Annotated in this window: 9 protein-coding genes; 6 read left to right on the top strand and 3 right to left on the bottom strand. The window is 47.4% G+C overall.

Features of this window, described 5'->3' with window-relative positions:
- Positions 1-47 precede the first annotated feature (47 nt).
- The 6 genes from atpH to FVR03_RS15825 all read left to right on the top strand — a co-directional run bounded on the left by atpH (position 48) and on the right by FVR03_RS15825 (position 7,046).
- Positions 48-605, top strand: coding sequence for an ATP synthase F1 subunit delta (gene atpH, locus FVR03_RS15850; protein ID WP_147922744.1), 558 nt, complete (start codon positions 48-50; stop codon positions 603-605).
- 2 nt (positions 606-607) lie between these two features.
- On the top strand, positions 608-2,185 hold the full coding sequence (gene atpA, locus FVR03_RS15845; RefSeq protein ID WP_147922743.1) for a F0F1 ATP synthase subunit alpha: 1,578 nt from the start codon (positions 608-610) through the stop codon (positions 2,183-2,185).
- 69 nt (positions 2,186-2,254) lie between these two features.
- Positions 2,255-3,148, top strand: coding sequence for an ATP synthase F1 subunit gamma (gene atpG, locus FVR03_RS15840; protein ID WP_147922742.1), 894 nt, complete (start codon positions 2,255-2,257; stop codon positions 3,146-3,148).
- A 177-nt stretch (positions 3,149-3,325) separates the two neighbouring features.
- Positions 3,326-5,026, top strand: coding sequence for an alkaline phosphatase PafA (gene pafA / locus FVR03_RS15835; protein WP_147922741.1), 1,701 nt, complete (start codon positions 3,326-3,328; stop codon positions 5,024-5,026).
- A 56-nt stretch (positions 5,027-5,082) separates the two neighbouring features.
- Positions 5,083-5,643 (top strand): inorganic diphosphatase, encoded by a 561-nt coding sequence (locus tag FVR03_RS15830; RefSeq protein ID WP_147922740.1) that lies wholly within the window; start codon positions 5,083-5,085, stop codon positions 5,641-5,643.
- A 482-nt stretch (positions 5,644-6,125) separates the two neighbouring features.
- Positions 6,126-7,046 (top strand): UbiA prenyltransferase family protein, encoded by a 921-nt coding sequence (locus FVR03_RS15825; protein ID WP_255474246.1) that lies wholly within the window; start codon positions 6,126-6,128, stop codon positions 7,044-7,046.
- Here the strand turns inward: FVR03_RS15825 and FVR03_RS15820 are convergent.
- From FVR03_RS15820 to FVR03_RS15810, 3 genes are all read right to left on the bottom strand, one after another.
- Positions 7,037-8,548 (bottom strand): NAD(P)H-hydrate dehydratase, encoded by a 1,512-nt coding sequence (locus FVR03_RS15820; RefSeq protein WP_147922739.1) that lies wholly within the window; start codon positions 8,546-8,548, stop codon positions 7,037-7,039. The genes FVR03_RS15825 and FVR03_RS15820 overlap by 10 nt on opposite strands.
- Before the next feature lie 307 nt (positions 8,549-8,855).
- The gene (gene dgt, locus FVR03_RS15815) at positions 8,856-10,235 is read right to left on the bottom strand and encodes a dGTP triphosphohydrolase (protein WP_147922738.1); all 1,380 of its coding nucleotides are present in this window, start codon (positions 10,233-10,235) and stop codon (positions 8,856-8,858) included.
- Between the two features lie 579 nt (positions 10,236-10,814).
- A complete protein-coding gene (locus FVR03_RS15810) occupies positions 10,815-12,659 on the bottom strand; it encodes an IPT/TIG domain-containing protein (protein ID WP_147922737.1) in 1,845 nt (614 codons plus the stop codon).
- Positions 12,660-13,461: the final 802 nt, after the last annotated feature.

Raw genomic sequence — 13,461 nt, 5'->3', positions numbered from 1 at the left:
TGTAAAAGAATGGCGGTTTATAGCCGCTATTGCTGATAAGATACAATATGTCAGATATTAGAGTTGCTTCCAGGTACGCCAAGTCGCTGATCGAATTAGCTTCTGAAAGAAATGTGCTGGAACAGGTGCAAGCTGATCTGCAACTGTTCTCTCAGGTAGTATCTCAGAACAGAGATTTTCAACTGCTGCTTCAGAACCCAATTATAAAATCAGATAAGAAGCTGGCCATTATTACGTCTGTTTTCGGGAAAAAAGTGAACCCGCTTACGCTGGCCTTTTTCGGAATTATTACCCGCAAAAGACGCGAGCCGATTCTGGAGGCTGTGGCTGTTGAGTTTCAAAACCAGTACAACGAGCTGAAAGAAATTCAGGTAGCTACAGTTAGCAGTGCCATGCCGCTTACGGCTGCGCTCCGCGAGCAGATTATTATGCAGCTAACTGTGCAGACTGGAAAATCAATTCAACTTATAGAAAAAGTTGATCCGTCGCTTATTGGTGGCTTTGTGCTGCGCGTGGGCGATAAACAATACGACAGCTCTGTGAGGCATAGCCTCAACAAGCTGAAAAATAATTTTAAAGACAACCCCTATATCAACAAATTATAATCATGGCAGAAGTAAGACCTGACGAAGTATCAGCCATACTAAGAGAGCAGCTATCAAACTTCCGTTCTGAGGCAGAACTGGAAGAAGTTGGTACAGTACTGCAGGTGGGTGACGGTGTCGCTCGAATTTATGGCCTTTCGAAAGCACAGTCTGGTGAGCTTATCGAGTTCGAAAACGGACTTCAGGCTCTCGTTCTGAACTTAGAGGAAGACAATGTAGGTGCCGTAATGCTAGGCGACTACAGCGACATCAGAGAAGGATCGACTGTAAAAAGAACCAAACGTATTGCTTCGGTAAGAGTTGGCGATGGCATAATTGGCAGAGTAGTAAATACGCTGGGCCTTCCAATAGATGGTAAAGGGCCTGTTTCTGGCGAACTGTACGAAATGCCTCTTGAGCGGAAAGCGCCTGGGGTTGTGTTCCGTCAGCCGGTAAACGAGCCAATGCAAACTGGTATCAAAGCCATCGACTCTATGATTCCGATTGGCCGTGGCCAGCGGGAGCTTATTATCGGTGACCGCCAGACAGGTAAAACTGCTGTTGCGATTGACACTATCCTGAACCAGCGTGAGTTCTTCGAAAAAGGACAGCCTGTGTTCTGTATATATGTAGCCGTAGGGCAAAAAGCATCTACTGTAGCCCAGATCGTGAAAGCGCTGGAGCTGGGTGGTGCCATGGATTATACAGTAGTTGTGGCGGCTTCTGCCTCCGATCCTGCTCCAATGCAGTTCTTTGCGCCGTTTACAGGTGCCGCTATCGGTGAGTTCTTCCGCGACACTGGTCGTCCTGCACTGGTTGTTTATGATGACCTTTCAAAACAAGCCGTTGCTTACCGCGAAGTGTCGCTTCTGCTAAGAAGACCTCCGGGCCGCGAAGCTTATCCTGGCGACGTATTCTACCTGCACTCACGTTTATTAGAGCGTGCTGCCAAGGTAAGTGCATCAGATGAGATTGCCCGCAACATGAACGACTTGCCAGACTCTATCAGGCACCTGGTAAAGGGTGGTGGTTCTTTAACGGCACTTCCAATTATTGAAACTCAGGCTGGTGACGTTTCTGCTTATATCCCAACCAACGTAATCTCTATTACCGATGGTCAGATATTCCTGGAAACCAACCTCTTCAACTCTGGTATTCGTCCTGCCATTAACGTGGGTATCTCGGTATCGCGTGTAGGTGGTTCTGCCCAGATCAAATCGATGAAGAAAGTGGCTGGTACACTGAAGCTGGATCAGGCACAGTTCCGTGAACTGGAAGCATTTGCCAAATTCGGTTCTGACCTGGATGCTGCTACTAAGCTGACAATTGAGCGTGGTCGTCGTAACCTGGAAATACTGAAGCAGCCACAATTCTCTCCAGTATCTGTAGAGGAGCAGGTAGCCATTATTTACTGCGCTACCAATGGTTTGCTCGATAACGTGCCGGTTTCAGAAGTTAGAACATTCGAGAAAGACTTCCTGCGCACCATGAGAGCCCAGCACAAAGGAACCCTTGATGCGCTGCTGGCAGGTAAACTTGATGATCAGACCACTGGTGTTCTGAAGCAGGTTTCAAAAGAGCTTTCATCCAGATATAAATAAGTACTAAACGTTATGTAAAGGGCAGGAGCTGCTACGTTAGCTCCTCCTTTTGCTCATAACAGCGAATATATGGCAAGTTTAAAAGAGGTTAGAGCCCGAATTACGTCAGTATCGTCTACACAGCAGATCACGAAAGCCATGAAAATGGTGGCAGCTGCCAAACTAAGACGTGCCCAGGACAACATCATGCGCATGCGCCCTTATGCGCAGCGTTTGAGTGGTATTCTGACAAATTTGTCGGCTATTACGGATCAGGGTTCTGTAACAAATGTATACTCAGAGAAGCGCGAGGTTAACCGTGTTCTGATTATGGCAGTTACCTCTGACCGTGGTCTGGCCGGAGCTTTTAACTCGAACATAATTAAAGCAGCCACCACTTTAGTTGCAGGCAAATACAAAAGCCAGTTCGAAGCAGGCAATGTTACCTTTCTGGGTATCGGTAAAAAAGGCCATGAAGCCTTTATGAAGAAAGGGTACAATACCATAGGTGAATATAGCACACTCTTCTCAAACCTTTCATTCGATACTGTTCGTGTTGCTGCAGAGCGTGCCATGGATGGTTTTGTGAATAAGGAGTTCGATGAGGTCGTGTTAGTTTATAATGAGTTCAAAAACGTAGCTACACAAATTGTCCGTACAGAACAGTTCCTGCCTATAGAAGATCAGCCTGCAGATGTAGCAGCTGCCAACACTATGACTGCAGACTATACTTTTGAGCCCTCTAAAGAAGAGATCATTGTAGAACTGATTCCTAAATCGCTGAAGATACAGGTTTACAAAGCAGTACTGGAATCTAATGCATCTGAGCACGGTGCCCGTATGACAGCCATGGACAAAGCAACTGAAAACGCAGGGGAACTGCTGAAACAGCTTAAACTCACGTATAACAGAACTCGTCAGGCAGCCATTACAAACGAAATACTTGAAATTGTTGGTGGTGCAGAGGCATTGGCGGCAAAATAAAAGTTAAGAATGCTATATAAAAGGAACGCCCATCCTAAAGATGGGCGTTTTTTATTGCGGTACATTTGCAAAAAGCTAAATAAATTATAAAATTGTTAAATTATTATCTTTAGCAGAAGGTTAATTCCAGTTTGCTCATAGGCTTGCTACATTTGTGGCAAACCCTTTAAACAAAAAATGACTTCTAAAAAAATTAAAACTATTACCCCGCTGAGGCTGGTGGTGCTGGCAATATGCTTTTTAAATGCCTGTACAGGATCTAAAACAGGATCACCAACAACCACACAGGTTCTTTCTGAATCTGCCCCCATACCAAGGCCAAAACTTGTTGTTGGAATTGTGGTAGACCAAATGCGATATGATTACTTATACCGCTACTGGGACCAATACGGAGCAGGAGGATTTAAAAAGCTGGTAGGTAAAGGCTTTAATTTCAAGTATGCACAATATAGCTATGTGCCAACATATACTGCTCCGGGCCACGCCTCTATTTATACCGGAAGTGTGCCTGCCATTAACGGTATTATTGGCAATAACTGGTATAACAGGCATACAGGGCAATATGTATATTGTGTAGAAGACAAAACAGTAAAGACAGTAGGAAGTACCTCTGATGCAGGCCTGATGTCGCCTAGAAACTTGTTTACTACCACCATAACCGACGAACTGCGGCTGGCGACAAACATGGGTTCTAAAGTAATAGGCTTGTCGCTGAAAGACAGAGGCTCCATTTTACCGGCAGGCCATTTGGCAAACGGTGCGTATTGGTTCGATTCTCCATCTGGAAACTGGATTACAAGTAGCTACTATGCCAACGAACTGCCAGCATGGGTGCAACAGTTTAATGATCAGAAACTCCCAGATAAATATCTGAATGAGGTTTGGAACACACTCCTGCCAATAGAGCAGTACACACAGAGCACTGCCGATGATGTGCCCTGGGAAGGCAGGCTTTCTGGTGAGGAGCGGCCTGTTTTTCCGCATAATATTCCGGCCATCAGGAAAAAAGATTATGAGCTAATTCGTTCTATACCAGCAGGTAACTCTATTACAAAAGATTTTGCACTGGCGGCACTTACTGCCGAAAACCTTGGGAAGGGCAACCATACAGACTTTTTAGCAGTAAGCTTCTCAACACCAGATTATGTAGGGCACACTTTCGGGCCAAATTCCATTGAAGTGCAGGATGTGTACCTGCGGCTCGATAAAGACATTGAAGAGATCCTGCAGTACCTGGAGCAGCAGCTCGGTACAGAGAATATACTGGTGTTTCTGACTGCCGACCACGGAGCAGCTCACGTGCCTGGCTACATGAAAGATTTAAATGTGCCAGCCGGAGTGGCTAACTCAAGTATAATAGCAGACTCTGCCGAAGCTTATTTAAATAAAACATACGGCGCTGGCAAATGGATAGAGCGGTACACAAACCAGCAGCTTTACCTGAACCACAAGCTTATAAAAGCCAAAAAGTTAAATAAGTTGGAACTTCAGGACGCAGTTGCAGATTATGTAACAAGGTTTAACGCAGTATCGAGGGCGATGGCAGCCGAAAGTATACAGCGCAGTGGCTGGGGCGAAGGAATGGTGAACAGAATGGCCAATGGCTACAATGCGGAGCGCTCCGGAGATGTACTGATTACCCTGCGCCCCGGCTGGTTTGAAGGAGGATCTTCTAAGAACCCGACCGGCACCACGCATGGTTCTTATTCGAACTACGATACCCATGTGCCGCTGGTGTGGTACGGCTGGCAGGTAAAGCCAGGCGAAAGTTCTGCAGAAGTAATGGTAGCTGACATTGCGCCCACCATTGCTTCCTGGCTATATATTCAGGAGCCGAACGGAACGGTTGGCCGGCCACTACAGGAGCTAATGAAGTAACAGCGCCATCAGGCAACAGTATTATAAAAAAGAATCAATATTTATTTAATTAAGAAATGGCAAAATTTAATCCATGGCATGATGTAAGTTTCGGAGACGAAGCTCCAGGTGTAGTAAGCGCTATTATTGAAATACCGAAAGGTTCGAAAGCAAAGTATGAGTTGGATAAAGACAGCGGTATGCTCAAATTAGACAGAGTGCTTTTCTCCTCTGTTCATTATCCTGCCAACTACGGCTTTATTCCGCAAACTTACTGCGACGATAAAGACCCTCTGGATATTCTGGTTATCTGCTCTATTGATGTGCAACCTATGTGCCTCATAGATGCCAAAGTTATTGGCGTTATGCAAATGATCGACAACAACGAAGAAGATGATAAGATTATAGCAGTTGCCAACAACGACATGTCGGTGCGCCATATCAACGATATTTCTGAGTTGCCTCCTCACACCTTGCTGGAGCTACGTCGTTTCTTCGAAGACTATAAGAAGCTGGAAAACAAAGAAGTAATTGTTGAGCAGTTCTTAGGCCGGGAACACGCATACGGCATTATTAAGGAAAGCATCAGCCTCTACGATGCAACGTTCAGAGTACCGAAAGAAAAAACTATCGTGTAAATTTTTACTTTCCCCATTAAGCCTGACGTATATAACATGCGTCAGGCTTTTTTTTTACGGTAGCACCAAACTGTGAAGTACATTCCATTTAGCTTTATCTGGTAAGTATAAAGGGAATCTTGCTTTTGCATTCTTCTAATAAAAATGGCCTTCCAAAGGAATTTCTTCACAATTCTGCCAAGGGTATGGCCGATACACTTGGCTCGAAAGCATATAGTGTTAAAACTAAATGTAAAATGTGTGGCTGCAGGAACATATGTTTTTGCCATATACCCTGAGCATAAAATATCAAAAAAACTTTGGGAGGCCATTTCCATTAGAATAATTGGTTATTGTGCTAATTTTGAATTTGAAGGTTGATGAGAAAGTGCAGGACTTTTAAAAAATAAGCTGAAACGCCACCTTATACGCCTTTAACCACTAAAGAATTTTTGTCTGACTCTATTTCTGAGCAGAGCCTGTCGGGATTACAGAATTTGCCCATGCACAAACACGAAAGGATAAGCCTTAGCAACAACAGCCTTGCCATAGAAACCAGAATTTTCGGTTTGTTGGTGAAAGGCTTACGCCTGTTGCTATACAGCCACGTGTTTATATCGTTTTGTGCCTTTTTCCTGACCATCGAAACATTTCTGCTGGCAGGCCTGCCGGTATCGCTGGCGCTGGCGACCTTTGTTTTTCTAGCAACCTTATTTACCTACAACTTAAGCAGCGTGCAAAGTGTGCTCAGACAGGCGAATGCCTCCACAAAACCAGCACCCACTTCCTGGACACTGAGGCACAGGCAGGAACTGGCTATAATAGGCTTAAGTAGCCTGGCAGGAGCCGCTGTGCTTTATTGGGTATTTAAACTGCAGCTCAGTGGCTGGTTCATCCTACACCTGGCCCTCATTTCGGTAGGTTATACTGTCCCGATTCTGTACAAATCGAAAAAAGTGCGCCCGCTCAGGAGCGTACCTTTGCTAAAGGTGTTTTTAATTGCTTACGTCTGGGCTGCCGTTACAGTGTTTTTTCCGGTGATGCAGGCAGGCGCTGTCGTATGGGAACAAGAGGTGCTGTTGTTATTTTTAAGACGATTTTTATTTATTCTGGCGCTGGCTCTGCTCTTCGACATCCGCGATTACCTCTATGACCAGAAAACCAACACGCTCACCGTTCCCGGCTTTATTGGCGTCCGAAATACTAAACTGTTGTCGTTGGGTTTGTTGGTGTTGAATGGTGTACTGGGCACGGTAATGGAAACTGCCCTGGTAGAAATAGCCTTGCTGCTGGCATCTGCTTTGGCAGCCCTCGTTGTTGTATACTCGTCGGAGGAGAAGCCGCGCTTGTATTATGCGCTGCTTGCAGATGGGGCTATGCTACTGCATGCCAGCCTGGTGTATTTGGCTACTCTCTATACCTGAAGCAGCTTCTGGAAGGCTTGCGGTAAATAACGAATCAAATCGGAGGCTACCATGGCTATTTCGCCTACTTCTGCTTTGGCCAGGTCGCCTGCCAGGCCATGCACATACACGCCCAGCCGGCAAGCAGCTTCGAGGCTGTATTGCTGAGCCACCAAGGCAGTTATAATGCCTGTAAGCACATCGCCGGTACCCCCTGTTGCCATGCCTGCATTGCCTGTAGAGTTAAAATAGATGGTGCCCTCTGGAGTGCCTACTGCCGAATGGCTTCCTTTCAGCACAAGGTAGCAACTAAACTCTCTGCAAAATTCCTGAAGTCTCTCCAGCCGCTCGTAGTTGTTTGCGGTTTTGCCTGCCAGGCGTTCGAATTCTTTTGGGTGTGGCGTAAATATAACCTTCCCTTTCGGCAGCATGGCTTTTAGTTTATCGCTTCCGGCAATCAGGTTTATGGCATCAGCATCTATAACGAGTGGCTGAGAGGCAGTGGCCAACAATTGCCCAACCATGGCGCGGGTGGTTTTCTCCTGCCCAATGCCGGGGCCAACACCTATCACAGTATAAGGCGCCAGCTCTTTGGGTAGCGACGACAGGTGCTTTTTATTTGTGTCGGCAAGCGTCATGGCTTCGGGTACGGCAGTTTGCAGCACCGTGTAGCCAGCGGCAGGAGCGCGTAAGGTAAGCAGGCCTACCCCGCTACGCAGGCAGGCTTGTGCCGCCAGTACAGCGGCTCCCATTTTGCCATAGCTGCCGCACACCAGCAAGGCATGCCCAAAAGTGCCTTTGTGCGAGAACTTGCTACGGGGCTTCAGCAGCTGCTGCGCGCTGTTAAGGCAGGTGAGGTGGTAACTGGTAGGCGTTGCCGCTATAAACCCGGCATCGAGGCCGATAGGCACTACATGCCACTCTCCTATAAGCTCCTCGTGTTGTGGCAGGAGGAACGCCAGCTTTGGCAATTCAAAACTAACCGTATAAGCTGCTTTTACTACGGCTCCCGCTGCTGGCGTCTGGCTGTCGGTGTAGAGGTCGGAGGGTATATCGATAGCCACGAGGCAGGCTTTGCTTTCGTTTATGTTAGCTATAATAGCAGCATAGAGCCCGGTAACAGGCCGGTTAAGTCCGGTGCCAAACAGGGCATCTACTATAACGGCATCGGCAGGTACAGTGGGAGTAGCAACAGCTTCTGTAACCACTACCGGCTTTACCTCCTGCGGAAGAGCTTTCAGGTTTAGGCGGAAATCTGCTGATGCTTTCTCTGTATCGCCAACTATGAGTACCTGCACCACATACCCACGCGCATGCAGTAAGCGGGCCACTGCCAGGCCGTCGCCACCGTTGTTGCCGGGGCCGCAAAAAACGAATATGGCTTTATCGGGTCTGAATTTATTTTCGAACCAGCAGGTAAAAGCTTTTGCGGCACGCTCCATTAAGTCAACAGAGGCAATGCCCTGCTGGTTTATGGTGAACGAATCGGCAGCGCGGGTTTGGGCAGCAGTCAGTATTTTCATAGAAAGAGGGCAGGTTTTAAGCAGATGTACGACAGTCGCCGCTTCAATGATGTTGCCAGGCGTTTAAACCCTTGAGCATTTTAAGTCCCAAAACCTTTTGGAGGGTGTTTTTATTTGAATAATTTGATTGGTGGTTGTTCTTTGCTGATTGCTAAATGGCTTGCTTGTTAACTGGTGGAGATGGTAATTTGTGATTTAATGAGTAAGTAAGTTTATTATGGTGAGCGTAGTTTCTTTCTACACTGCCCTATCTAGGTGTAGTTTGCAAGTATATCAATAAAAGATTTTTGTCTCTTCCTGCAGCTGCTTAATACATCTTCGGAAGTTCTATACCTTTTATTTTGCGGTAAAGGCCCAGCGCAGCCTGGTCGGTGAGGCTGGTGACGTAGTCGGTCAGGTGAATAATGCGCTCGTAATCGGTGGCGGTTTCGGGTAGTTGCAGGTAGTGTGGCGGTATGAGTGCCGCCAGTTTGCGGTGATGTTTGGATGCCGGCCTGAACACGGCTTTCATACAGGCATCGAGCAGCCCTCCAAGTACTTCAAAACCAGCAGCCTCTATTTCCAGCACCGGCTTGTTGTTGTAAATCAGGCTCACCGATAACTTCCCGATTTCGTCGAGCACAGGCTTGCAGGCCAGTTCGTTTATCAGCGGTTTGTCGTAGGTGCCAGCCAGTATCTCCTGCTCATGCTGGAGAAAAATGGCGGCAGTCTCGTTTATGAGTTTGCCGATAATCCGGGCACGTAAAAAGCCAATCTCCTCTCGCCAATCGTAAAAACTAATGCGCGAAACCCGGCCGGGAGCATCGTTCAGGATCTGGCTGAGCAGGGCCATGCCTTTTTCGTGCGGTACCAGCCCCAGCTTCAGCCCATCCTCAAAATCGATGATACGGTAGCAAATATCGTCGGCCGCTTCTACTAGGAAAGCCAGCGGGTGCCGGTGATAAAACACCTCGTCCTCTGCTCCCTTAGGCAACAGCCCCAGTTCTTTGGCAATAGTATCGAACCACTTCCGCTCCGTCTGGAAAAAGCCATATTTCTTTTCGCTGGTGTTTTTGGTGCCACCCACAACCGGCAACGATTCTTTCGGGTATTTGGTAAAGGTGGCGAGGGTGGTATAGGTCAGGCTCAGGCCACCAGGCATGTTGCAGTGCGCCGGGTAGGTATAGGTTAGCACCCTGAAACCAGCCGCATTGCCTTCGTAGCGGTGCAGGTCGGCCAGCTGAGTGGCTGTGAGGTTTTGTAGAAAAGGTTGCGCCGCCTCGCTCAAGAAATAAGCAGAAATGGCATCTTCGCCTGAATGCCCAAAAGGCGGGTTGCCAATATCGTGTGCCAGACAGGCAGCAGCTACTATGTCGCCAAAATCAGCTTCCTGAATGTGCTTTTCGTGGGCCAGCTGTGGGTGGCGCTCCAGAATGCTTTTGCCTACAATGCGCCCCAACGACCTGCCTACCACCGAGGCTTCGAGGCTGTGGGTAAGGCGGGTGTGCACAAAGTCGCTTTCGGGCATCGGCATTACCTGGGTCTTGTTCTGCAGCCGCCTGAACGCAGATGAGAACACAATGCGGTCGTAATCGCGCTGAAACTCGCCCCGCACCGATTCGTCTGATCCGTACTTCTCTGCATCTGTTGCCGCCTCATATCGTTTTTTTGAAATAAGTTGTACCCAGGTCGTGCTGTCGTGTGGCATAAGGTGTTGGCTTTTTTATCGTAAGCAAAGTTACACGATCCTTCCAAAAATTTACTTTAAAAACAAGCAGCTGCTACAGTGCCTGAGGCAGAAGGCTGCTCGGGAAAGAATATATTAGGTACCGATGCCTGTTGCTACACGTTTTTTTCTGATCTTTAGGCTGGCTTTTGTAGTTGATTTTTTACCTCTGGCGCTCGTTTTGCAGCCTCTGGGTAGGAGCCGCCAGCTAGTTTTTTGCAAAATTGCGCCATCTTATGATGTTACCTTTTGAAGTTTTTAAATTGTTGAAAATGCTTTTAAGTTAAACATATGGCTGTTGTAGAGCTTGGGTGATCTTTAATTTAGGGGAAAATGGCATGTTACTTTATGGGGTGAATTTGCCTTTTATTTGAGCGGTATGATGAGCACCTTTGATAACATATACCGGACCCTTTCCAAGCTACAAACTTAATACGCTCCGCAACCTAACAGTAACAAGTAGATAACGACATCATTGTTGCTCTTGGACCTTAACAGAAAACAAACGAAAAGGCCAGCTGAAGAGCTGGCCTTTTTACTTTCTGATGCAGTTGACGCACTTTACAGCTTCATTACTTTTACTTCACCGCTTCTGTCGGCGTGGGTCCACCTGAGTATGTACATACCTGCCGCTAAACTATGTAATCGAACTTCTACAGGAGCATTTAAGCTTGAAAACTCAGCTGTGAACTCTTTTACCAGCTTGCCAGTGTAATCGTAAAGGAATAAGGTAAGGCTGGTGTCTTCGTCAACCAGAAACTGCAGGTTCAGCGTTTCGTTTTCGGGAATAATTGGGTTAGGATAGGCAAGCAGGTTATTTTCAGCAGGAAAATTGCAGTCTTGACTGTTACTGGGGAGCATGGGGGGCTGCTGGCAAATGTTAGCGATCAGGCTTCTGTCCATCACAAAATTTGCCCCGGTTATGTCGTCATTGCTAAGGTCGCGGTACAGAGCCTGCGACTCCACGGCATGGTGCATAACAGCCCGGGGCAGAATAACGTGCCCCAGCTGGTGTGCGTGGCCCAATTCGTGCAGCATCACTGTTTCAAAATCGTACTGGCCTCTGGCTGGCCCACCTGGGCCGAATTGCCAGTTTATGGCGCTGTTTATTTGCATATCGAACTCACTTACCCACAACAGCGTATCGTTGCCGCTCCGGCAGCCCTCGTAGCGGCTCACGGTGCTGGCCAGCACATTCTGCCCTACCGTGGCACCCGGCACAAAATTGATCATACTTACATCATCGTCTGCAGCAGTGGCTATGGTGGTGTTGGAACCAATACGCCAGTTAACCTGGGTGTTGCAGATCCAGCTGTTCATGGAGCGCCTGAAGGCCTCCTGTGCCGCTGCCCTGCTTTGCATACCTGGCCCAAACTGCATGGTGTAGCCGCCCAGGTTGTTTAAATTCGAGAGCACAGGTTTGAACGAGCGGGCGCCTCCGTCAAAAGCCAGGTTCGAGTACACAAATGGTATGCTCAGGCTGTCGGTGCTGGTGGCAATACTGCCGTCTGGGGCATTTACCCGTACCTGTCCTGTTCCGGCAGTGCCCCCATCTTCGCCGTAAGAGGGTATCTGCACCCGTATCTGCGTATTAGACCACGAGATGTAATCGCGCGGGAGAGGCTTGATCCAGGTATTGCCGCCATCGTCGGCGTTGCGGAACTCAACAGAGCCATTGCCACGGCTGCTGCCAAAGTCACTTCCGTTAATAGTCAGAATGGTGGCTGTGCCGGCACTTGCCTCTGCCGGTGAAAAACTGGCAATAACAGGTGTCAATAGTATTTGCTGCTCTCTGAGCTGCTGTGGGGCTGCTGCCTCGCGTAGTTTTACGTTTTCGGTCAGCTCCCGGAAAGAGGTGCCGGTGGCAACGGTAATGGAGTTATAAAGCTCAGGTGCGGAGTTGTACCGGTAAAACACATCTTTGGCGGTACCTTGTTTCAGGTCGTAGTGTATAAAGCCTTGCTCGCTCCCGAAGGCTCTCGTCTTCAGGCGCTGCTTACCAGGTGTGGTACCGAGTGGCTGCTCTCCCGTCAGGAAAAAAATACCTTGTTGCCCTTTTTTCAGTTTAAGCGCTGCCGAAAAAACGTGTATCTTAAATCCTACCTGGCCTCCTTCGGTTATGAGTTCAATCTGCTCTTCCTGTACCTGGCCTTTAAACACCTTGTAAACCTTAATGGTATTGGAGGTATAGATATTGTGCTGCGCGTCATCCCAGAACGACTGCTGCGCCACAACTTCTCCTTCTACAATGGCACTGGCCCCTTTTATTCGGTCGTTGAGCGGCAACGGAATAAAGTGGTGGCTATCGTTGGCTAAGCTGCGAAAAGAGAGGAGTATAAAAACCAGGAAAATGAACGGGAGGTAATTTCTTTTGTCAGGAGGAATTCGGAAGTAAAAGTTGGTCATAGATGCAATATGCTTATAAACTTGTTGGTATGAAAAAAGCCAGTCTGGTTGCAGGAGCCTACCTTGTTTGTTGCTCTCGTTGCCGATCCGGCACTTCAGACTAACACGTGTGGTTTACGGAAAAGAGCCGGCACACGGATAAGGTGCAATTTAGTTTAAATTAGTAAAATATGGCAGCAACCTGCAGCAACTGCCGGTGCTACACACTTCTACCAAGATAATTTGTAATGCTACACCAGCTATTTAGTTTGTCTGTGCCTGCTGCAGCTACTCCTAAAACCAAAGGCAACACCAATACTAAAATGGTTACGTCTTTACCTTCCGCTGTTGCCGTCTGTTTTCACCGGCAACCTAATTTGGGTATAATCTGATACCGACATTTAATGCTTTGTAAAACACTAAGTACAATTATGTACTAGATAGCATCAGGTAGACCCTTGACAAAATTTGAGTGCAAAACCTTCTGGAGGCCGTTTTTATTCAAATAATTAGGAAGCTACCACTGAAACAGGTTAACTTATGTAGCAGAACTTCTTTGCATGTACTTAATTACTGAGCCGACCTGTCTTTAAAGAAGCAAAAAAGCGCTGTACTCTTAAATTATTTACATGAAAATAGCCTTCCAAAAACATTTTGGCTGTTTTAGTAGCAAGGGTTGTTGCTGCACGGGTGGCTGTTTTACATCGGCCTGAAAGTAAAAAAGCACGAACCGTAAACTGTAACGTTTTCGGTGGGAGTGTAAACAGAACTGTGTCACTCGTTTTTTTAGTGGCTTTTTAGATGTTACGGCTTTAGCCTAACA

It is taken from the genome of Pontibacter qinzhouensis, assembly GCF_008017455.1.
GTDB lineage: Bacteria > Bacteroidota > Bacteroidia > Cytophagales > Hymenobacteraceae > Pontibacter > Pontibacter qinzhouensis.
This window is presented reverse-complemented; position numbering and strand designations above follow the sequence as displayed.

Excerpts from the sequence above, each read along its gene's own strand:
- atpH (WP_147922744.1), top strand. The coding sequence starts at position 48 with ATGTCAGATATTAGAGTTGCTTCCAGGTACGCCAAGTCGCTGATCGAA.
- atpA (WP_147922743.1), top strand. The coding sequence starts at position 608 with ATGGCAGAAGTAAGACCTGACGAAGTATCAGCCATACTAAGAGAGCAG.
- atpG (WP_147922742.1), top strand. The coding sequence starts at position 2,255 with ATGGCAAGTTTAAAAGAGGTTAGAGCCCGAATTACGTCAGTATCGTCT.
- pafA (WP_147922741.1), top strand. The coding sequence starts at position 3,326 with ATGACTTCTAAAAAAATTAAAACTATTACCCCGCTGAGGCTGGTGGTG.
- FVR03_RS15830 (WP_147922740.1), top strand. The coding sequence starts at position 5,083 with ATGGCAAAATTTAATCCATGGCATGATGTAAGTTTCGGAGACGAAGCT.
- FVR03_RS15825 (WP_255474246.1), top strand. The coding sequence starts at position 6,126 with ATGCACAAACACGAAAGGATAAGCCTTAGCAACAACAGCCTTGCCATA.
- FVR03_RS15820 (WP_147922739.1), bottom strand. The coding sequence starts at position 8,548 with ATGAAAATACTGACTGCTGCCCAAACCCGCGCTGCCGATTCGTTCACC.
- dgt (WP_147922738.1), bottom strand. The coding sequence starts at position 10,235 with ATGCCACACGACAGCACGACCTGGGTACAACTTATTTCAAAAAAACGA.
- FVR03_RS15810 (WP_147922737.1), bottom strand. The coding sequence starts at position 12,659 with ATGACCAACTTTTACTTCCGAATTCCTCCTGACAAAAGAAATTACCTC.